Below are 21,127 nucleotides of genomic sequence, written 5' to 3'. Positions count from 1 at the left end.
CGATGACTCTTCCTGTGTGGCTGCTCATCGCGCTCCCCCTGGCGAGCGCGGCCGTTCTGCTGCTGTGCGGCAGGCGGACCGACCGCTGGGGCCATCTGCTCGGCACCGCCGCCTCGCTGGCGTCGTTCGTCTGCGCCGCTGCGCTGTTCGCCGACATGCTCGGTCGCGACTCCGAATCCAGGGCCATCCACGAGAGGCTGTTCACTTGGGTGCCCGTCGGCGATCTGCGGGTGGACTTCGGCCTGCAACTCGATCAGCTGTCGATCTGCTTCGTGCTTCTGATCACCGGTGTCGGCTCGCTGATCCACATCTACTCGATCGGGTACATGAAGGAGGACGCAGGCCGCAGAAGGTTTTTCGCCTATCTCAACCTGTTCCTGGCGGCCATGCTCTTGCTGGTGCTCGCCGATAACTACCTCGGGCTGTACATGGGCTGGGAAGGCGTCGGTCTGGCGTCGTATCTGCTGATCGGATTCTGGTCGCACAAGCCGTCGGCGGCCACCGCTGCCAAGAAGGCGTTCGTCGTCAACCGGGTCGGTGATATCGGCTTGGCCGTCGCGCTGATGGTGATGTTCGCCGTGATCGGCGCCGTGTCGTTCAGCGAAGTGTTCGAGGCCGCACCGCAACTGGGCGAGAGCACACTGACCGCGATCGGGCTGACGCTGCTGCTGGCCGCCTGCGGTAAGTCCGCGCAGGTGCCGCTGCAGTCGTGGCTCGGTGATGCGATGGAGGGCCCGACGCCGGTGTCGGCGCTCATCCATGCGGCCACGATGGTCACTGCCGGGGTGTATCTGATCGTGCGGTCGGGTCCCGTCTTCGACCTCGCGCCCCATGCTCAGACGGCCGTGGTGGTCGTCGGCGCGGTCACACTGCTCTTCGGTGCGGTGATCGGTTGCGCCAAGGACGACATCAAGAAGGCGTTGGCCGCGTCCACCATGAGCCAGATCGGGTACATGGTGCTGGCCGCGGGTCTGGGCCCGGCCGGCTACGCGTTCGCGATCATGCACCTTCTCACTCACGGCTTCTTCAAGGCCGGCTTGTTCCTCGGTGCGGGCTCGGTGATGCACGCAATGAACGACGAAGTGAACATGCGCCGGTACGGCGGGCTGCGCAAAGCCCTCCCGATCACGTTCGTGACGTTCGGGCTCGGATATCTTGCGATCATCGGTATCCCGCCCCTGGCGGGGTTCTTCTCCAAAGACGGCATCATCGAGGTCGCACTCGGTGCGGGCGGCGCGAAGGGCGTCATCCTGGGCGCGGCAACCATTCTCGGCGCCGGTATCACCGCGTTCTACATGACGCGGGTGATGCTGATGACGTTCTTCGGCGAAAAACGTTGGGCTGCATCGGTTCATCCCCACGAAGCGCCCGCGGTGATGACGTGGCCGATGATCCTGCTCGCGGTCGGTTCGGTGACAGCAGGCGGCGCGCTGGCGATCGGCGGCACGCTCGAACACTGGCTGGAGCCGGTGGTCGGCGCACACGAGATCCACCACGTGCTGCCGGTGTGGGCGGTCACTGCCATCGTGCTGGGAGTCGTCGCCGTGGGCATCGTGATCGCCTACCGGATGTATGGGACCCGCGCGGTCCCCGAAGAGGTGCCTGAAGGATCGGCGCTGACGGTCGCCGCGCGCCGCGACCTCTACGGCGACGCGTTCAACGAGAGGGTGCTGATGCGTCCCGGTCTCAGCTTCACCCGGGGCCTGGTGGAGATCGACGACGAGGCGGTGGACGGTGTGGCCGGCGGCCTGGCTGCGGGGGTCTCCCGGGTCTCGGAGAGGTTGCGGCAGTTGCAGACCGGCTTCGCGCGTTCCTATGCGCTGTCCATGCTGGCGGGCACTGTCGCCGTCGTTGCGATGATCCTGGCGGTGAACCTGTGGTGACGTCGTTTCCCGTGCTGACCATCTTGTGGGCCGTCCCGATGCTGGGCGCCGCTGTCGTGATGCTGCTGCCCGCGACGGCGCGCAACCTGGCCAAGTGGGTGGCGCTGACGGTGTCGCTGGCCGTGCTCGCGGTGACCGTCGTCATCGCCGTCAGCTTCGACCCGGCCGGTGAGCAATATCAGTTCGTCGAGAATTACCGCTGGATACCGTCTTTCGGCACCGGTTACATCCTCGGGGTCGATGGCATCGCTTTGGCGCTGATCGTGCTGACCGCGGTGCTCTTGCCGCTGCTCATCGTCGCCGGCTGGAACGACGCCCGCGACGAGCTCAGCTGGGGCGGCAGGTCGGTGCACGTCTATTTCGCGCTGACGCTCGCCGTCGAGGGCATGGTCCTGATCTCGCTGGTGTCGCTCGACATCTTGCTGTTCTACGTGTTCTTCGAGGCGATGCTCATCCCGATGTACTTCCTCATCGGAGGCTTCGGCGGCGCCAATCGCAGCAAGGCGGCAGTGAAATTCCTGCTGTACAACCTGTTTGGCGGGCTGATCATGCTCGCAGCGGTGGTCGGCCTGTACGTTGCGACGGCCAACAGCGATGCGTTCGAGGCCGGCACGTTCGACTTCCGCGCAATCGTCGCGGCCGTCGCCGGCGGCGAGTTCGTCGTCAACCCGGCGGTGATGCATCTGCTGTTCGGCGGCTTCATGTTCGCGTTCGCGGTGAAAGCGCCGCTGTGGCCGTTTCATCGCTGGCTACCCGACTCGGCGGTGGAGGCGACTCCCGCAAGCGCGGTGTTGATGATGGCCATCATGGACAAGGTCGGCACATTCGGCATGATCCGGTACTGCCTGCCGCTGTTCCCCGAGTCGGCGGCGTGGTTCAGCCCGACGATCATCACGCTCGCTGTCATCGGGATCGTTTACGGCGCCGTCGTGGCGATCGGCCAGACCGACGTGATGCGGTTGATCGCCTACACGTCCATTTCGCACTTCGGCTTCATCATTCTCGGCATCTTCGTGATGACCACACAGGGGCAATCCGGCTCCACGCTGTACATGGTCAATCACGGCATCTCGACTGCGGCGCTGTTCTTGATTGCCGGATTCCTGGTGTCGCAGCGCGGATCCCGGCTCATCTCTGCCTTCGGCGGCGTGCAGAAGGTGGCTCCCGTGCTGGCCGGCACGTTCCTGGTCGCGGGTCTGGCGACGCTGTCACTGCCCGGGCTGGCGCCGTTCATCAGCGAGTTCCTGGTACTCATCGGCACCTTCACCAGATACCCGGTGTTCGCGGTGCTGGCCGCCAGCGCGCTGGTGCTCTCCGCGATCTACATCCTCTGGATGTACCAGCGGATGATGACGGGTCCGGTACCCGCCGCGCTGGCCGAGGGTGAGCACAAGATCCGTGACCTCGTCCCGCGGGAACTCGCGGTCGTGGCACCGTTGATCGCCCTGCTGCTCGTCCTCGGGGTGTACCCGAAGCCCGCACTCGACGTCATCAACCCCGCAGTCACCCACACCCTGACGACGATCCAGCAGACCGACCCGGCACCCCGGATGGCGGAAGGCCCTGCGCGATGAATCTCCCAACCCCCACAGTCGAATACGGCCTCATCTCCCCGATGCTGATCGTGCTGGGCGCCGCGGTGCTCGGTGTGCTCGTCGAGGCGTTTCTGCCGCGCCGTCGACGCTATGGCGCTCAGGTGGGGCTGTGCCTGGTGGCTTTGGTCGCCGCGTTCGGGGCCGTCGTGCTCGTTGCCACGGACCTGCACGGCGGTCCCGGATACGCCGCGGTCATGGGTGCGCTCGCCATCGACATGCCCGCGCTGTTCCTGCAGGGCACGATTCTCGTGATCGGCGTACTTGGCATCCTTCTGATCGGTGAACGTCAGATCGCCGTCGAGGACGGTGCCGAGAACGAACGCGGGCTGGACGCTTTCACCCCGCAGGCTTCGGCAGTCGCGGGAAGTGTCGCCGAGAAGCTCGCATCGAAGGCCGGTGTCATTCAGACCGAGGTGTTCCCGCTGACCATGTTCGCCGTGGGCGGCATGTTGATATTCCCGGTGGCCAACGACCTGTTGACGATGTTCATCGCGCTGGAGGTTCTGTCGCTGCCGCTGTATCTGCTGTGCGGGCTGGCGCGGCGCCGGCGTCTGCTTTCGCAGGAGTCGGCGCTCAAATACTTCCTGCTGGGCGCATTCTCGTCGGCGTTCTTCCTCTACGGCGCCGCGATGCTGTACGGCTATGCAGGCACGCTGAAGCTGCCGGGTATCGCCGAGGCGGTTGCGGCGGGAACCGGCAATCTGTCCCTGGCGCTGATCGGCATCGCCTTGCTACTCGTCGGCGTGCTGTTCAAAGTCGGCGCGGTGCCCTTCCATTCGTGGATTCCCGACGTGTATCAGGGCGCACCGACCCCGATTACCGCATTCATGGCCGCAGCCACCAAGATCGCGGCCTTCGGCGCGATGCTGCGCATCTTCTACGTCGCCCTTCCCGGGCTGCGTGACGACTGGCGGCCGGTGCTGTGGGCAGTCGCGATTCTGACGATGGTGGTCGGCACCGTCACCGCGGTCACCCAGAATGACGTCAAACGGATGCTGGGGTATTCAGCGGTCGCTCATAGCGGCTTCATCTTGACCGGGGTGATCGCGGGCAACGAGGCGGGGTTGTCGTCGACGCTGTTCTATCTGTTCGCGTACGGCTTCTCGACGGTCGGAGCGTTCGCAATTGTGAGCCTGGTGCGCGACGCTGACGGTGAGGAGGACACCGCGATGGCCCGCTGGGCCGGCCTGGGTAAACGTTATCCGCTTGTTGGCATTGTTTTTTCGCTGTTCCTCCTCGCGTTCGCGGGCATTCCGCTGACGAGCGGCTTTGTCAGCAAGTTCGCGGTGTTCAAGGCCGCCGGTGAGGGCGGCGCGATCCCGCTCGTCGTGGTCGGCGTGATCGCGAGCGCGATCGCGGCGTACTTCTACGTGCGTGTGATCGTGCTGATGTTCTTCACCGACCGTCCCGACGACGCCCCTAGCGTGGTGGTTCCGAGCGCACTGACGACCGCAGTGGTCGCCGTCACCGCAGCGGTCACGTTCGCCCTCGGTGCGCTGCCGCAGCCGCTGCTGGACCTGGCGAACTCCGCTGACCGCTTTTTCTGATAGGCGGCTGCGATGCCCGAAGATCTCGTGCTGACGTCCGACGACAACGGCGTGCGGGTGATCACGCTGAACCGGCCGGCCGCCAGGAATGCGCTCAGCCGCGGCCTCATCGTTGCGACGTATGCGGCGTTGACGAACGCCGACGACGACGAGTCCGTGCGGGCCGTCGTACTCACCGGGAGCGATCCGGCCTTCTGTGCGGGCGTGGACCTCAAAGAGGCTGCCCGCGATGGCCTCTCGTATTTCGAGGAGTTCCGCTCGCAGAGTTGCATCGCGGCCGTCGCGGCGATGCGGACACCGGTTGTCGGTGCGATCAACGGCGCCACGTTCACCGGCGGCCTGGAGATGGCGCTGGGGTGTGACTTCCTGGTCGCGTCCGAACGTGCGGTGTTCGCCGACACGCACGCCCGGGTGGGCATTCTGCCGGGCGGCGGAATGACGGCCAGGCTTCCGCAGCTCGTCGGTGCCGCGATGGCGCGGCGCTTGTCGATGACCGGCGAGGTGGTCGACGCCGTGCGCGCCGAGCGGATCGGCCTTGTCACCGAGGTGGTGGCACACGATCGGCTCCTGCCGCGGGCGGTGGAACTGGCCGCGCAGATCGCCGAGGTGCCGCGACCGACGATGCGGGGCCTGAAGGAGATCTACACGACCGGCGCTGCCGCGATCATCACGCCCGCCCTCAGGGCCGAGGAGACGATCGCGTTCGCCCAGCACGGAGATTCGCAAGGCCTCCAGGGCCTCGGCCACCGGTTCGACGCGGTGACGCGACGCAACAAGAGCCAGATCGACCGCACCTGATGCCGGACGTCGGCACCGCGAGCGCGCGTGTCTGCCCGCCGACGCGCCGCAATCCGCGACATCCAACGCGCGCTCGTCGCCCGCGAGCGTGCAGAAAAAGTCAGTGCAGCACGGTGTGTCGGCGGGCAGACACGCGCGCTCGCGGTGCAAATCCCGCGTCCACAGCGGCTACGTCACCACCCCGTGCAACAGGATGTCCGTGGTGTTGTCGACCCAGGACGTCCGCGCGAGATCGTCGGGTGTCTGCAGCAACGCCAGCAGAGTCGCACCGCCGATGAGGTCGACGAGCCGATCCGGGTCGACAGAGTCGCGGACCTCACCGCGTTCGACGGCGTCATGCAGTCGGGCCCGCACCAGGGTGAACAGATCGGTGAACCGCGCACCGACGCGGCCCCTGAGCTCAGGATCGGCCGACATGTCCGCGATCAGTCCCGGGAGCGCGGCCCGCACCACCGGGCTGAGGAACACGTCGCGGGCCGCCTCGATCATTCCGCGCAGATCGGCGGCGATATCGCCGGGGGGCGCCTGAATCGCTGTCGGTGTCACCGGGAAGGCGGCCTCGTGCACAAGTTCGGCCTTGCTCGACCATCGGCGGTACAGGGCGGTCTTCGTGGTGCCGGCCCGCTCAGCGACGGCGGCCATCGTGACGTTCGAATACCCGATTTCCACAAGTAGATCCGCCGTGGCCTGCAATATGGCAGCGTCGATGCGTGGATCTCTCGGGCGTCCGGCGCCTGAGGTCTTGCCTGGCGAAGACGGGCCTGTTTTCATATCGCTACCCACGGTATCGTATTAGTGCCGTGCGACGACCGCAGAGCGGCGGGAAGGACTATTTCTGTGCCCAGCGAACCAGCCGTCGACAACGTGGACCGACTCCAGCGCTCCAGCCGCGACATGTCCGACGTTCCGGCCGCACTGTCACAGTGGCTCTCGACCGTGCTGCCGAACACCACGCCCGAGATCACCGTGGAAAGTGGCGTCGATGCCAACGGCATGTCCTCCGAAACGATTCTGTTGCGCGGGCGCTGGCTGCAAGCCGGCAACCCCGTCGAGCACAACTGGGTGGCACGGGTCGCGCCCGCCGAAGCGGACATCCCCGTCTTCAAACACTACCGCCTCGACCATCAGCACGAGGTGATGAGACTTGTCGGTGAATTGACGGACGTGGCGGTTCCGTCGGTGCGCTGGCTGGAGAGCACGGGCGATGTGCTGGGCCGGCCGTTCTTTCTGATGGACCGCGTCGACGGCGTCGTGCCGCCCGACGTGATGCCCTACACGTTCGGAGGCAACTGGCTCTTCGACGCGGCACCCGAGCGGCAGCGGCAGCTTCAGGACCGCACCGTCGAGGTGCTGGCGAAGCTCCATTCAATCCCGAACGCGCAGCAGGTCTTCGGATTTCTTCAAGACGTCGATCCACCTGGAGAGACGGCACTGCACCGCCACTTCGGGTGGCTCAAGGAATGGTATGCGTTCAGCGTGCCCGACATCGGCAGTTCCCCACTGGTCGAGCGGGCCCTGGCCTGGCTTGAGGAGCGTTTCCCCGATGACGTCGCGTCTACCGAACCTGTTCTGGTGTGGGGCGATTCGCGTATCGGCAATGTCATTTACCAGGACTTCACACCCGTGGCCGTCCTCGACTGGGAGATGGCGACAGTTGGGTCTCGCGAATTCGACGTCGCGTGGATCAGCTTTGCGCATATGGTTTTTCAAGAACTGTCGAAGCTGGCAGGGTTACCCGGCATGCCCGACTTCCTGCGTGAGGACGATGTCCGCGCCACCTACAAGCACCTGACCGGTGTGGAGCTCGGGGATCTCGGGTGGTTCTACGTGTATTCCGCGGTGGTCTGGTGTTGCGTGTTCATGCGCACCGGGGCGCGCCGCGTGCACTTCGGGGAGATCGAAAAGCCCGACGACGTCGAGTCGCTGTTCTACCACGCATCATTGCTCAAACGACTGATCGGAGAGACCGCCTGATGCTCGGACCGATGGACGAATACCCGATTCACCAGCTACCCCAGCCAATCGCATGGCCCGGATCCTCGGATCGGAACTTCTACGACCGCTCCTACTACAACGCCCACGACCGCACCGGCGACATCTTCGTCATCACCGGGATCGGTTACTACCCGAACCTAGGGGTCAAGGACGCCTTCCTGCTCGTGAGGCGCGGCGACACGCAGACCGCAGTGCACCTATCCGATGCCATCGACCAGGACCGACTCAATCAGCACGTCGGCAACTACCGCGTCGAGGTCGTCGAACCACTACGCAAGCTGCGCATCACACTTGAGGAAACCGAAGGAATCGCAGCGGATCTCACCTGGGAGGGGCTGTTCGACGTCGTGCAGGAGCAGCCCCACATTATGCGGCGCGGCAACCGCGTGACGTTGGACGCGCAGCGCTTCGCCCAGGCCGGCACGTGGAGCGGACACCTTTCGATCGACGGTTCCGACATCACGGTTGACCCGGCCCAGTGGATCGGAACCCGGGACCGCTCATGGGGCATCCGCCCAATCGGTGAGGCCGAGCCCGCCGGCCGTCCCGACGATCCGCCCTTCGAAGGCATGTGGTGGCTGTATGTGCCGATGGCCTTCGACGATTTCGGCATCGTGGTGATCATCCAGGAGGACCACCTCGGTTTCCGTTCGCTCAACGACTGCACCCGCATCTGGAAGGACGGCCGCGTCGAACAGCTCGGCTGGCCGCGGATCAAGATTCACTACCGGTCGGGCACGCGCATCCCCACGGGTGCGACAATCGATGCCACCGCATTCGACGGCAGCGCAGTCCATTTCGACGTCGAATCCAAGCTTCCGGTACCCATTCACGTCGGTGGCGGCTACGGCGGGGACTCCGACTGGGTCCACGGCATGTGGAAGGGCGAGAACTTCACCGAACGCTTCACCTACGACATGAACGACCCGGCCATCATCGGTCGGGCGGGCTTCGGCGTCATCGACCATGTCGGCCGCGCGGTCTGCCGCGACGCCGACGGAGTCGAGCGCGAAGGGTGGGGCCTCTTCGAGCACGGAGCGCTGGGCCGGCACGACCCCTCGGGCTTCGCCGACTGGCTCACCGTCGCGCCGTAACGTCAGCCGGAATTGCGTTCCAGCAGATCCTCACTCGACATGTGGCTACTGGAATGCAATTCCGGTGACACACGGCCGAACACCATCGATTCGTCGATCTTGTCCAAGCGCTGGTCGATCGCGTCGAGGACGTAATTGTGCCGTACATTCCACGGCCGATGGATACCGGACTTGGGCAGCACGTGACCGGAGCGGTGCACATAACCGGCGTTGATGTTCCACGCCGGCTTCTCCGGCATCGGCGTCTGGCCCAGATGCGGGTAGGCATGGGTGTAGCCGTGAGAATCCATGTACGCCAACAACTTTGCCACCGCCCGCGCGGTCAGGTCGGCACGCAGCGTCCACGACGCGTTGATGTAACCGACACACCAGGCCAGGTTCGGGACGTCTTCGAGCAGATGCTCCTTGTAGACGAACCGCTCCGACGGCGCGACCTTCTGCCCGTCGACGCTGAGTTCGATGCCGCCGAGCGCCTGCAGCTGCAGACCCGTGGCGGTGACCAGAACGTCGGCGTCGATCCGCTTGCCGGACTTGAGAACCACTCCGGCGGCGTCGATGTGGTCGACCTGGTCGGTGACCACCTCGGCGCGTCCCGCCGCGATTGCCTCGTAGAAATCGCCCGACAGGATCAAGCACAGCCGCTGGTCCCAGGGGTCGTAGCGCGGATTGAAATGCGTGTCGACCGGATAGTTGTCGGGCAGATAGTGTTTGGCCACCGCACGGATCAAGCGCCTGCTCAGGCGCGGCGCCTTTCGGGCGATCGCGTACACGAGCACGATGAAGGCGACGTTGTACAACCAGGCCAGTCGGTAACCCAGCTTGCGCGGCGGCACCTTGCGCAACAGGTTGACGACAGGGTTGATCCGCTGACCGGACAGCAGATACGTCGGTGAGCGCTGCACCATGGTGACGTGGCCGGCGCGCTGTGCTAGCGCCGGGATCATGCTGATCGCGGTGGCACCACTGCCGATGACGGCAACGTTCTTGCCTGTGTAGTCAAGGTCTTCGGGCCAGTGCTGCGGGTGAACCACTGCGCCGCCGAAGCTCTCGATGCCCGGGAACTCCGGACGGTACGGATGGTCGTAGTCGTAGTAGCCGGTGCCGAAGAACAGGAATCGCGCCCGGTAGGTGCGTGCCGCTCCATCGACCTCGGTTCGCACCGTCCATGTATCGGTGGTCGAGTCCCAATCCGCCGAGATCACCCTGGTGTCGAACCGGATGTGGCCATCGATGCCGTGCTTGCGCGCAGCGTTCATCAGGTATTGACGGATGTCCTCGCCGTCGGCGACGTTCTCGGGGCGGTCCCACGGCTCCCAGGGGAACGACAGCGTGAAGATGTCGCTGTCGGAGCGAATACCGGGGTAGCGGTGCAGGTCCCATGTGCCGCCGATGCGTGAGCGGCGCTCGAGAATCGTGTATTTGAGCTGCGGATTACGTTCCTGGATCCGGTACGCGGCACCGATTCCGGAGATGCCCGCACCAATGATCAGAACGTCGGAGAAGTCCCCATCGGCGTACCGATCGGCGTCCCCGGGAAAACTGTGGTTCTGCACCCGCAACCTCCTTTGGTCCGGTCACGTACCACCCTAGGACTCAGTCCCCCAGCGCGTCGACGATCTCGGCCAACGAATTCACGTCGATGGGGCCGGGCTGATAAAGGCAGATGCGATCCGATACTCCGTCCACCCGGTCCCGGATGTGCTTGGCCACGTCGGCCGGGGTGCCGCACGCGGCGATGGTGTGCAACATGTCGTCGTCGATGAGGCGCCCCATGTCCTCCCACCGCCCCTGCTTGGACAGCGCGTTGAGCTCGGGCTGCAACTCACCCCACCCGTGCACCTCCAGCACCGGCCGATAGGCGGGAGTCGAGCCGTAAAACGCAAGCAGTCGCCTCGCCATCGCGTGATCGGGATCCTCGTCGGCGACCGACACGATGATCTCCGGTACGACCGCGAGATCGGCGCGGCTGCGCCCCGCCGAGGCGAGGCCCTTGTCGACATTGGGCATCGTGACCTCGTTGAGGAACTTTTTCGATCCGAACGGCATCACCAGCAGTCCATCGGCGACCTCGGCTGTCAGCCGAGTCAGTAAAGGTCCGAGCGCACCCACGTAGATGGGCGGGGGAGTGAACTCCGCGCGCGGAACGAACGTCGGCGTCATCAGGGTGTGCCGGTAGTACTCCCCGCGAAAGTTCAGCCGCTCGCCGGTGGTCCACGTGTCGAAGATGGCCCGCAGCGCGCCGACGAGTTCCCGCATCCTGGCCACCGGCTTGTCGAAGTCGGTGCCGTAACGCTTCTCGATCTGGGCGCGCACCTGCGTTCCCAGCCCGAGCGTGAATCGGCCGCCGGTCAGGATCTGATGGTCGACGGCCTGGTGCGCGAGGTGAATGGGGTTGCGGGGGAACGCGATCGCGACGTTTGTCATCAGGTCCAACCCGCCGACGGTGGACGCCAGGGTCAACGGGGTGAACACGTCGTGCGGACCTTCGAAGGTGAAAACCCCGCTGGCGCCCGCGTCGCGCAGCGCGCGCGCCCGATCGATCGCGTCAGTGGGCCCGAACAGCGCTGTCATCACCTGCACAACGAGGGAGCCTAGTGCGAATCCGGCGCGCAAAACGACACTATGCGTCCGTCAGCGCGCCCGATCCGCGAGGATGGGGCGATGGCCGATGTCGTTGTCGTGGGAGCGGGGTTCGCAGGACTGTCTGCGGCCCGCGAACTCACCCGCCGCGGACACGACGTGACCGTTCTGGAAGGCCGGGATCGTGTCGGGGGCAGGTCGCACACCGGATTCGTGGGCGGAGTGGCCGTCGACCTCGGTGCGACGTTCGTGGGACCGACGCAGGACGCCGTGCTCGCCCTTGCGGCCGAACTGGGCGTCGACACCATGCCGACCTACGGGCGCGGCAAGAACCTGATCCGCTGGCGCGGCAAGGTGCGCTCGTATCGCAGCACGATCCCGCGGCTGTCGATCCTCGAACTTCTCGACGTCTCGCGAATCCAGTGGCGATTCGACCGCATCCGCAGCAAGGTCCCGGTGGACCAGCCGTGGAAATCGCCGATCGCCGCGCAACTCGATGCGGTCTCCCTCGACGAGTGGTTGCGGTCGGTGCACGCGGGCGCGTCCACGAGGGACCTGATGGCGATCATGGCGCGGGTGACCTGGGGCGCCGAGCCCGACGCCGTCTCGATGCTGCACGCCGTGCGCTACGTGGCGGCCGCGGGTGGCTTGAACCGTATGCTCGACGTCGAGGGCGGCGCGCAGCAGAACCGGTTTCTGGCGGGCACCCAGCAGATCGCCCAGCTGATGGCGGCCGAGTTGGGCGAGCGCGTCGTTCTGAATACCCGCGTCCGTGGTATCGCCCGGCACGCCGATCGGTCCCTGACCGTCACCACCGATGGCGGGCGACACGCCGCGGCCGCCGTCGTCGTCGCGGTGGCGCCCGAACATCGCGCCGCCATCGAGTTCGATCCGGCCCTTCCTGCTGAGTACGACCGGCTGAGCCGCAACTGGCCGCAGGGCCACCTGAGCAAGGCGTACGCCGCGTACTCGACGCCATTCTGGCGCGCCGAAGGCTTCTCCGGCGAGGCGCTTTCCGACGAAGGACCGGTGTTCATCACCTTTGACGTCAGCCCAAGCGATGCCGGGCCCGGGGTTCTGCTCGGCTTCACCGACGCCCGGACGTTCGACCCGTTACCGGACGAGCAGCGCCGCGAGGTCGCGCTCGCCGGCTTCTCCGCGCTGTTCGGCGATGCCGCGTCGCGGCCGCTGGACTACGTCGATCATCGTTGGGGCGCAGAGTCGTTCGCCCCGGGAGGGCCGACGGCGGCAGTGCCGCCCGGATCGTGGACCGCGCACGGCCGGTGGCTACGCGCCCCCGTCGACAACATCTTCTGGGCGGGCACCGAAACCGCGGATCGCTGGACCGGCTTTCTCGACGGCGCGGTGCGCTCCGGGCTGCGGGCGGCCGACGAGGCGCATCAGGAACTGGCCCGGCGCGCTTGATCCCCCGTCGCTTCGCTCGCCCCGGCTTGAACTCCCGTCGCTTCGCTCGCCCCGGCTCGATTCCCCGTCGCTTCGCTCGCCCTGGCTCGATCCCCCGCGACCGACTCGACCAGCCACCGCAGGTGCTCGTTGACCTCGGCGGGACGCTCCAGGATCGCGCAGTGCCCACCGGCCAGCTCGACGAAGCGGGCCAGGTTCGGCGCCGTGGCCGCAATCCGGCGCGACGACACCATCGGCAGCAGGCGGTCTTTGGCGCTGCCGATCACCAGCGTGGGTACCGACAGGTTGTCGAGCACGATGTGGCGCGGGCCGAGGTGGTCGATGAGAACTCGCGCCCAGCCGCCGCGCCCGGCCGCCGGAGTGCCGTTGAACAGCTCGAAGACGAAGTCGGCAACCGCAGGGTCGGCGTCGCGACCCACGGCGACCGTCGAGACGAAACGGCGGCTGGGCCGGTCGGCGGCGCGCAGCAGAGGCGCGCCCCCGAACGTACGTAACACCCCGCCGGCGGCGCGCACCCTGGCGTCCGCGAATCGCGCGGGCACCGGGAGCAGGTTCACGTTGCGCAGCAGATCACCGGTGGTCGTGTTGATCAGAGCGACGGCGTCTGCACGCTGGGCGACGCGGTCGGGCAGACGCTCGGACCAGGACGAGATCGCAATTCCGCCCATCGAATGTCCTGCGATCACCGCCCGCTCCCCCGGCGCCAGTGTCGCCTCCAGCACAGCGTCGAGGTCGGCGGCCAGGTAGTCCAGGCTGTAACCGCCCCGTCGCGGCGGCACTCCGCTGCGGCCGTGTCCGCGGTGATCGAAAGCGATCACCCGGTAATCCCTTGCCAGTTCGGCGATCTGGTAAGCCCACACGCGGATGGCGCATGTGATGCCGTGCGCCAGGACAATCGGGTAACCATCCTCGGGACCGAACACCTCGGTGTGGATCCGCACGCCGTCCTTGGAACGCACGTCGATCACGCGACCCTGAGACAGGGCTTCGGCAGGGGCGAATGCCCTGTTCCGAAGTCGGCTGCTCCTGACTGATGCCATGTGCGCTCCTCCCGTTCGGCCACATTGCCGGGTCGTGACTGTACCCGGCAGGCACCACCGGCGGGCCGCAGACAAGGGGTGGGTTAAATGGTCTGCGACGACACAGGAGGCCGACATTGCGTGCGATACAGATAGCCGAACTCGACGGACCCCAGGCGGCGAAGCTCGTCGAGATCGACGAACCCGCAGCTGACGACGGCACGGTGGTCGTCGAGGTGCACGCGGCCGGGGTCGCGTTCCCCGACGCCCTGCAGTCTCGCGGGCTCTACCAGTACAAGCCCGCGATGCCGTACACGCCGGGCGCAGAGGTGGCCGGGGTGGTGCGCAGCGCTCCGGACGGAGCGCACGTCCGCGAGGGCGACCGGGTGATCGGGCTGACGATGCTGTGCGGTGCGATGGCCGAAGTCGTTGCGCTGCAACCCGAACGGGTGTTCACGTTGCCGGACTCGGTGTCTTTCGAGGCGGGCGCCGGGGTGCTGTTCAACGACCTGACGGTGCAGTTCGCGTTGGGTACCCGCGGCAGGTTGGCCGAGGGTGAGACGGTGCTCGTGCACGGCGCGGCCGGCGGCATCGGCACGTCTACCCTGCGAATCGCACCCGCGCTGGGCGCAGCACGCACCATCGCCGTGGTCAGCACCGCGGAGAAAGCCGAGGTGGCGCGCGCGGCCGGGGCCTCGGACGTGGTTCTCGCCGACGGATTCAAGGACGCGGTCAAAGAGCTCACCGGCGGGCGCGGCGTGGACATCGTGCTCGACCCCGTCGGCGGCGACCGGGTTACCGATTCATTGCGCTCCCTCGCGCCGGGCGGCCGACTACTCGTGGTCGGCTTCACCGGCGGTGACATCCCGACAGTCAAGGTGAACCGGCTGCTGCTCAACAACGTCGATGTGGTGGGTGTCGGCTGGGGTGCGTGGACCCTGACACATCCCGGCTACCTGCAGGAGCAGTGGGCCGCGCTGGAGCCGTTGCTGGCTTCGGGCGCGGTGCCTGCGCCCGTACCGGTGGTGTATCCCCTCGAGCGCGCCGGCGAGGCGATCGCATCACTGGAGGACCGCTCAGCGTTGGGCAAGGTCGTCGTCGCGGTTCGGTGAGCGATGATTGCCGGAATGTTGGTGGCGAAGTCGCCGAAGTGGTGCGCGACGCTTTGCCCGCTGCGATGATGAACGGCGTGTCCAGCGCTGACAAGGCAGTAGGCGACGATCGATTGGTTGCTGAGTTCTTGGCGGCGGCCACCACGAAACCGACCGGACTGATCATCGAGGGCGAAGCCGGGATCGGTAAGACCACGCTGTGGCTGGCTCAGCTACGTCACGCGACCGACCTCGGCTTCCGGGTGCTGACCGCCCGGGTCGGGCAGGCCGAGTCGGTGATGGCGTTCGCCGCGCTGGCCGATCTGCTCGACGACGTCGAAGACGAGCACTTCGCCTCGCTGCCCGATCTGCAGCGGCTGGCCCTCGATCGCCTGCTGCTACGTGCGGGCAGCGACGGGCCACCGACCGACCAGCGGGTGGTCGCGGCGGCTTTCGTGGCGGTGCTGCACGCGCTGGTCAAGACGTCACCGGTTCTGATTGCCATCGACGATGTTCAGTGGCTGGACACCTCCAGCCGCGCCGCGATCGAGTTCGCGATGCGACGCCTCAAGGGCCCGTTCGGTGTCCTGCTGACCGAGCGCTGTGCGCCGGGCGAAAGCACGGCCGCGGGCTGGCTGAAACTCGACCGCCCCGACGGTGTAGGCCGGGTGTCCGTGCGTCCGATGAATTCGGCGCAGGTGCACACGCTGATCTCAGAACGACTTGGCCGCAAGCTGACTCGACCCTCCCTCTTGCGCATCGTCGAAATATCTGGTGGGAACCCCTTTTTCGCGCTCGAGCTGGCGCAGGCACTCGGCGAAAGCCGGGCAGGCCCCGAACTTCCGCTTCCTGCCACACTCGCCGATCTGGTGCGGCGCCGCATCGGCCAGCTCGACGACCCGACACGCGAACTGCTGCTCGCTGCGGCATGCGTCGCCGACCCGACCACCGACCTTCTGGCTCGCGCCAACGACGTGACAGTCGAGGAGATCACCAGCCGGCTGGAGCAGGTCGAGTCGGCGGGCATCATCGCGCTTGAGGGCAATCGGGTGCGGTTCGCCCATCCGCTGCTCGCCAGCGGTGTCTACACCGACGCCGGACCGACCGCGCGGCGGGCGATGCATCGCAGGATGGGCTCACTGGAGACGCAGCCCGAACTGCGGGCACGGCACCTGGCACTGGCTTCGGCCAGCGGGGACGAAGAGATCTTCGCCGCCCTCGACCAGGCTGCCGACGCTGCCCGCGCCCGCGGGGCGCCCGCCGCCGCCGCCGAACTGGTCGACCTCGCGATCGGGCTGGGCGGGGACAACCCCATACGCCGTATGAAGGCGGCGGAGAACCATTTCCTTGCGGGAAACACGGCCAAGGCAGCGACCGCGCTCGGCCGGGTCGAGTCGATCGAGCCCGCGATGTTGCGAGCGCTCGCGACGAGCCTGCTGGCGACAGTGCGCATGTACGACAACGAGCACCGTGAGGCCGTCGAGCTGCTGCGGACCGCACTGGACGACGCGGCGGGCAACGCTCCGGTGCAGGTCCAGGTGCTGTTGCGCCTGTCGTTCGCGCTGAACAGCATCGGCGAGCTCGACGATGCGCGCCGGCATGCCCGCGACGCAGTGAAGCTGGCCGAGGAGCTCGGGGTTCCCGGGGTTGTCAGCGCCGCGCTGGCCTGGTCGGTAAACGTCGGCTTCCAATGCGGACGGGGTCTCGACGAGGAATCGCTGACGCGGGCACTCAAGCTCTATGACAGTGCTTTCGATGTCCCGATCATCTTCCGCGCCCCGTTCGTCCATGCCCTCATGATGTCGTGGACCGGACGACTCGAGCAGGCTCACCGAGAGCTCACCGAGGTGCGCAGTGTCTGTGTCGAGCGGGGCGCCGAAAGCGACATGATGGCGATCGCAGGCTTTCTCGCGATCAATCACCTCTGGCAGGGTCAGCTCTCCGCGGCGGAGGCTGAAGCTGCCGAGGCTGTGGAGCGCGCGGAGCAACTCGGCGGCGCTGACGTGCTCATCATCCCGATGACGGTGCGCGGGGCGATCGCCGCGTACGCGGGCCGGGTCGAGGCCGCGCGCGCCGATGCGCAGTGGGTTCTCGGCGCGGTCAAGAACCGCCGGGTGTCTCATATCGCGGATTGGCCGGGGATGACGCTGTGCTTCCTGGAGGAGTCACTCGGCAACCATCGGGAAGCCCTGGAGGCATTGGACACCTCGTTCCTGGCGCGCAACCAGACGCCCTCGACGGAGCTGATGTACGGGTGGCATCTTCCCGACGTGATCGAGGCGATGGTCGGCGTCGGGCGCCTCGACGATGCCGAATTCCTGACCGGAGTTCTTGAACGCAACGCTGCGATGCACAACCGCAGCTGGACGAGGGCGGTGGGGTCGCGCTGTCGCGCCATGCTGCTGGCAGCCCGAGGCGATGTGGGCGCCGCCGAACTGGAGGCGCACCGCGCCATGGCAACCCACGACAGTCTGCCGATGCCCTTCGAACGCGCCAGGACTCAGTTGTTGTTGGGGCAGCTGCAGCGGCGGCTGCGCCAGAAGCATACGGCGGCAACGAACTTGACCGAGGCGGTGCAGACGTTCGAACGGCTGGGCACGCCGCTGTGGGTGCGGCGGGCCAAAGCTGAGCTGTCGCGCGCTGTCGTCGCACCATCCGATGGGCTCAGTCCGTTGACGCCGTCCGAACAGCGGGTCGCGGAGATGGCGGCGACGGGAGCGACGAACAAGGACATCGCGGCAGCGATGTTCATCAGCAGCAAGACCGTCGAGCACAACTTGACCAAGATCTACCGCAAGCTCGGTATCAGCTCACGCGCTGAGCTGGGCAGACGGATGGATCAAGGCGACGCGGGCAACCCCTAGGTGATCCACTCCGGCTGCTGGTTGACATCGACCGCGGAGAAGTCTTTGTGCGCAAGGCCTGCGATGGTACCGCCGTCGACGACGAACTCGGCGCCCGTCGAGTAGCTGGACTCGTCGCTGGCCAGGTAGACCACGAGGTTGCTGACCTCATGGGGTTGGGCAATGCGGCCCAGCGCCGACTGGAAGATGTCTTCGGGAACCCAGTCGGCCATCGGTGTCTTCACCAGTCCGGGGTGTACCGAGTTGACGCGAATTCCGAAGGGCCCCAACTCCAGAGCGGTGGACTTGGTGAGTCCACGGACCGCGAACTTGGTGGCCGTGTAACCGTGGCACCCGACTGTGCCTGCCATGCCCTCGATCGAGGAGATGTTGATGATCGAGCCGCGGCCGGCAGCCTTCATTGTCGGTGTCACGGCACGGATTCCCAGGAACACTCCGGTCAGGTTGATGTCGAGGATGCGGTGCCACTCGGCGAGGTCGTAGTCCTCGACGGTGCCGATGTTCAGGATGCCCGCATTGTTCACCAGGATGTCAACGCCACCGAATTCCTCGACGGCGGTGCCGACCGCGGTCTCCCAGTCTTCGCTGCGGGTGACGTCTAGGTGGACGTAACGCGCGGCGTCGCCGAGTTCTTTGGCCACGAGTTCGCCGTCGTCGTCGAGGATGTCGCCGCACACGACCTTGGCGCCGTGCGAGGCCATCAACCGCGCGTGCGAGGCTCCCATGCCTCTGGCGCCGCCACTGATGAGAGCGACCTTGCCCGCCAACCGTTCTGTCATGAATCCTCCTGTGCTCGGGGCGTGTCGAATGTGTAGTCGCCCAGGGTCGGGCGGTGTGTCCATTTCCAGTACTCGGCGATCCGCCACGCAAACAAGGTGGGTAGTTCGCCGGCACTGTTCTTGTAGTAGCTGCTGACGGCGGGGTGCGCGTACACCATGGTTTGCAATCGCGCCGGGCTACGCCGGTCGTAATCGGTGCAGACGTCGGCGCGGGGCTCGGCGGAGAGGATCATGTCGATGCAGCCGAGGATGTCATCATCGTCGAACGGAAGGCCTGTCAGGCGAGCCAGTTCGGGATCGCGCACCTCCGCGCCGGTGAGATGTCGCACGCCCCGCACCATACACATCAGACCTGATGGATGGTCAGGATTGCGAGGCTTCGTGGCGGGTCAGAAACTCCAGCACCGCGTCGGCGAACAGATCGTTGCGATCACCCGCCACCATGTGACCGGCGCCCTCGACGTCGACGAAACCGATCTGCGGGAAACGTGCCAGGAATTCGGATGCGCGCTCATGGCTGACCAGATCGCTGACCTGCCCACGCACCAGCAACATCGGAACGCCGTCGGCGACAATCCTCGCGACGGCGGCGTGCAGGCGTTCGACGTCGGTGACCTCCATCGGAGGATGCGCGGCGGAACCGTCGATGAACTGCGGATCCCAGTGCCAGTACCAACGATCTCCCCTGCGGCGCAGATTGTTTCGCAGCCCGTCGAGGTCGGCCGGCCGCGGCCGGTGCGGGTTGAACTCGGCGATCATGTCGGCCACCTCGTCGAGCGATCCGAAACCGTCCACCATCTTGTCGGCCATGAAGGCGTGAATTCGCTCCGCACCTGAGGGATCCATGTCGGGCACGATGTCGACGAGCACGACCGCCGACGCGATGCCGGGCGAGAGTTCGCCGGCGAGCAGCATCGAGGTGAGCCCGCCGAGAGAGGCCCCGACCAGTACGGGGCGGGGCGGCAACCGGAGAAGGATCTCCCGCACGTCGGCGGCGAACGTGGCGACTCGGTAGTCCCCGTCAGTCGACCAGTCGGACTCACCGTGGCCGCGCATGTCCACGGTGACGGACTGCCACCCTCGCCGCGCGACAGCGGTGGCCGCCCGGCCCCACGAACGGCGCGTCTGGCCGCCGCCGTGCAGAAAAACCACGGCACGCGCCGCGGGATCACCCTGACGGTCGGCGGCGATCCGTACCCCGCCGTGCCCGTCGGTGAGGAAGTGCTCGGGGGCAGACATCATCTTCGGATGTTAACGGCGGCCCCGTCGCCATTCCCGTAGGCCATACTGTGCCGATGCTCAAGGGTCTGGCCGGCAAGGGTGTTCTGGTGACGGGTGCTGGGTCGGGCATCGGCGAGGCGACCGCACGACGACTGCTCGACGAAGGCGCAACCGTCGTCGGGATAGACGTCGCACCCGACGGACCCCAGGATCTGCAGGGCGCCTTCCACTATCTCAGCGGCGACGTGCTCGATTCTGCGATGGTCGAGCGCGCGGTCGCGACGGTGATCGACAGAACCGGACGCCTCGACGGCGTCGTCCACTCGGCAGGGGTCGGCGGCGGTGGCCCGATCCACCTTGTGCCCGACGACGAGTGGGACCGCGTCGTCGACATCAATCTCAAAGGCACCTTCGTGGTGATGCGCGCCGCGCTCGCGGCGATGATCACCCAGGAGCGTGTCGACGGTGAACGCGGCTCGATCGTCACGCTCTCGAGCGTCGAGGGCCTCGAAGGTACCGCTGGAGGCAGTGCCTACAACGCCTCCAAGGGCGGCGTCGTCCTGCTCACGAAGAACGCCGCAATTGACTACGGCCCCAGCGGAATTCGGGTCAATGCGATCTGCCCCGGGTTCATCCAGACGCCGTTGTTCGAATCGATCATGGGCATTCCGGGGATGGAGGGGCCGCGGGAAGGACTACGCCATGAACACAAACTTCGTCGCTTCGGCAGGCCCGCCGAAGTTGCTTCTGTCGCAGCTTTTCTCGTGTCCACGGAGGCCAGCTTTGTCAGCGGCCAAGCGATCGCGGTGGACGGGGGCTACACCGCCGGCCGCGACCATCACGTCACAGACCTGCTGGGCCTGGGCGAGCAGTAGTCACCAGAGGACCGCGACGGCAGCCGCGGTGAAGGCGAGCGCGCCGACGGCGTAAAACACCGGGCGCGGCACCGCATTGCCGGTACGACGTTGGCGCGCGTTCCCCATCCCGAGCAGACCGCCGAGGACCACCAAGATGGCCAGCTTGATCCCGATCTTCGGGTAATTCAGTTCGATTCCGGCGGGCCAAGGAGCCGAGAGCGCCAATCCGGTCAGTAACGAGACCAGTAATCCGTAGTCCATGAGGCGCGTGGTGCGGAAGCGCCTCGCCGCAGCCTCTGCCGCCCACGCCCCGAAGGTAAGGGCAAAGCCGACGATATGCAGCAAGACAACTACAGACCGTAGTACTTCCATGGGCGTG

General features: G+C 66.5%; 18 protein-coding genes. 10 read left to right on the top strand and 8 right to left on the bottom strand.

What is annotated here, in order from left to right; all coding sequences use genetic code 11:
* Positions 1–2: 2 nt before the first annotated feature.
* From nuoL to AWC12_RS00365, 4 genes are read left to right on the top strand one after another with little or no spacing between them, the layout of a single operon-like run.
* Positions 3–1,883: an NADH-quinone oxidoreductase subunit L gene (gene nuoL / locus AWC12_RS00380; protein ID WP_085171592.1), complete on the top strand. Its 1,881-nt coding sequence runs from the start codon at positions 3–5 to the stop codon at positions 1,881–1,883.
* Positions 1,877–3,457, top strand: a complete 1,581-nt coding sequence (locus AWC12_RS00375) for an NADH-quinone oxidoreductase subunit M (RefSeq protein WP_036464020.1) — start codon at positions 1,877–1,879, stop codon at positions 3,455–3,457. The genes nuoL and AWC12_RS00375 overlap by 7 nt, the downstream gene beginning before the upstream one ends.
* Positions 3,454–5,025 (top strand): NADH-quinone oxidoreductase subunit NuoN, encoded by a 1,572-nt coding sequence (nuoN, locus tag AWC12_RS00370; protein ID WP_085171590.1) that lies wholly within the window; start codon positions 3,454–3,456, stop codon positions 5,023–5,025. The genes AWC12_RS00375 and nuoN overlap by 4 nt, the downstream gene beginning before the upstream one ends.
* Positions 5,026–5,037: 12 nt before the next feature.
* A complete protein-coding gene (locus AWC12_RS00365; protein WP_085171589.1) occupies positions 5,038–5,823 on the top strand; it encodes an enoyl-CoA hydratase in 786 nt (261 codons plus the stop codon).
* A 168-nt stretch (positions 5,824–5,991) separates the two neighbouring features.
* On the opposite strand, the gene AWC12_RS00360 is transcribed toward AWC12_RS00365, so the two are convergent.
* Complete coding sequence (locus AWC12_RS00360; RefSeq protein WP_024444736.1) at positions 5,992–6,594, bottom strand: TetR/AcrR family transcriptional regulator; 603 nt, start codon at positions 6,592–6,594, stop codon at positions 5,992–5,994.
* Between the two features lie 66 nt (positions 6,595–6,660).
* Here AWC12_RS00360 and AWC12_RS00355 point away from each other — a divergent pair, with 66 nt between their 5' ends.
* Together AWC12_RS00355 and AWC12_RS00350 are read left to right on the top strand one after the other, a co-directional pair.
* Positions 6,661–7,797: a phosphotransferase family protein gene (locus AWC12_RS00355; RefSeq protein WP_085171587.1), complete on the top strand. Its 1,137-nt coding sequence runs from the start codon at positions 6,661–6,663 to the stop codon at positions 7,795–7,797.
* Positions 7,797–8,912: an Rv3169 family protein gene (locus AWC12_RS00350; RefSeq protein ID WP_085171585.1), complete on the top strand. Its 1,116-nt coding sequence runs from the start codon at positions 7,797–7,799 to the stop codon at positions 8,910–8,912. Before AWC12_RS00355 ends, AWC12_RS00350 begins: the two co-directional genes overlap by 1 nt.
* 2 nt (positions 8,913–8,914) lie before the next feature.
* Here AWC12_RS00350 and AWC12_RS00345 read toward each other — a convergent pair whose 3' ends face one another.
* Together AWC12_RS00345 and AWC12_RS00340 are read right to left on the bottom strand one after the other, a co-directional pair.
* A complete protein-coding gene (locus AWC12_RS00345) occupies positions 8,915–10,465 on the bottom strand; it encodes a flavin-containing monooxygenase (RefSeq protein ID WP_085171583.1) in 1,551 nt (516 codons plus the stop codon).
* 40 nt (positions 10,466–10,505) lie between these two features.
* A complete protein-coding gene (locus tag AWC12_RS00340; RefSeq protein ID WP_085171737.1) occupies positions 10,506–11,483 on the bottom strand; it encodes a TIGR03617 family F420-dependent LLM class oxidoreductase in 978 nt (325 codons plus the stop codon).
* 90 nt (positions 11,484–11,573) lie between these two features.
* Here AWC12_RS00340 and AWC12_RS00335 point away from each other — a divergent pair, with 90 nt between their 5' ends.
* Positions 11,574–12,917 carry a flavin monoamine oxidase family protein gene (locus AWC12_RS00335; RefSeq protein WP_085171735.1) on the top strand — a complete coding sequence of 448 codons (1,344 nt, stop codon included), beginning with the start codon at positions 11,574–11,576 and terminating at the stop codon, positions 12,915–12,917.
* Here the strand turns inward: AWC12_RS00335 and AWC12_RS00330 are convergent.
* The gene (locus AWC12_RS00330) at positions 12,893–13,957 is read right to left on the bottom strand and encodes an alpha/beta fold hydrolase (RefSeq protein WP_085171581.1); all 1,065 of its coding nucleotides are present in this window, start codon (positions 13,955–13,957) and stop codon (positions 12,893–12,895) included. The two genes, AWC12_RS00335 and AWC12_RS00330, sit on opposite strands and share 25 nt — an antisense overlap.
* A gap of 116 nt (positions 13,958–14,073) precedes the next feature.
* Here AWC12_RS00330 and AWC12_RS00325 point away from each other — a divergent pair, with 116 nt between their 5' ends.
* Together AWC12_RS00325 and AWC12_RS00320 are read left to right on the top strand one after the other, a co-directional pair.
* The gene (locus AWC12_RS00325) at positions 14,074–15,048 is read left to right on the top strand and encodes an NADPH:quinone oxidoreductase family protein (protein ID WP_085171579.1); all 975 of its coding nucleotides are present in this window, start codon (positions 14,074–14,076) and stop codon (positions 15,046–15,048) included.
* 68 nt (positions 15,049–15,116) lie between these two features.
* Positions 15,117–17,891 (top strand): helix-turn-helix transcriptional regulator, encoded by a 2,775-nt coding sequence (locus tag AWC12_RS00320; protein WP_234813785.1) that lies wholly within the window; start codon positions 15,117–15,119, stop codon positions 17,889–17,891.
* Here the strand turns inward: AWC12_RS00320 and AWC12_RS00315 are convergent.
* Genes AWC12_RS00315 through AWC12_RS00305 form a run of 3 tightly spaced genes read right to left on the bottom strand, consistent with a single transcriptional unit; the run spans position 17,888 to position 19,912 of the window.
* Positions 17,888–18,670, bottom strand: a complete 783-nt coding sequence (locus AWC12_RS00315) for a glucose 1-dehydrogenase (protein ID WP_024444745.1) — start codon at positions 18,668–18,670, stop codon at positions 17,888–17,890. The two genes, AWC12_RS00320 and AWC12_RS00315, sit on opposite strands and share 4 nt — an antisense overlap.
* Positions 18,667–18,999, bottom strand: coding sequence for a hypothetical protein (locus AWC12_RS00310; protein ID WP_412098639.1), 333 nt, complete (start codon positions 18,997–18,999; stop codon positions 18,667–18,669). The genes AWC12_RS00315 and AWC12_RS00310 overlap by 4 nt, the downstream gene beginning before the upstream one ends.
* Positions 19,000–19,033: 34 nt before the next feature.
* Positions 19,034–19,912 (bottom strand): alpha/beta fold hydrolase, encoded by an 879-nt coding sequence (locus AWC12_RS00305; protein ID WP_085171577.1) that lies wholly within the window; start codon positions 19,910–19,912, stop codon positions 19,034–19,036.
* A gap of 53 nt (positions 19,913–19,965) precedes the next feature.
* Here AWC12_RS00305 and AWC12_RS00300 point away from each other — a divergent pair, with 53 nt between their 5' ends.
* Positions 19,966–20,766, top strand: coding sequence for an SDR family NAD(P)-dependent oxidoreductase (locus AWC12_RS00300; RefSeq protein ID WP_085171575.1), 801 nt, complete (start codon positions 19,966–19,968; stop codon positions 20,764–20,766).
* Here the strand turns inward: AWC12_RS00300 and AWC12_RS00295 are convergent, their stop codons facing one another.
* Complete coding sequence (locus AWC12_RS00295) at positions 20,767–21,120, bottom strand: Fe-S protein (RefSeq protein WP_085171573.1); 354 nt, start codon at positions 21,118–21,120, stop codon at positions 20,767–20,769.
* Positions 21,121–21,127 lie beyond the last annotated feature (7 nt).

Origin of the sequence: Mycolicibacterium iranicum (assembly GCF_002101705.1) — a bacterium.
Taxonomy (GTDB): Bacteria; Actinomycetota; Actinomycetes; order Mycobacteriales; family Mycobacteriaceae; genus Mycobacterium; species Mycobacterium iranicum.
Note: the sequence above shows the minus strand (reverse complement) of the source record. Positions and strands in the feature narration are given on the sequence as shown.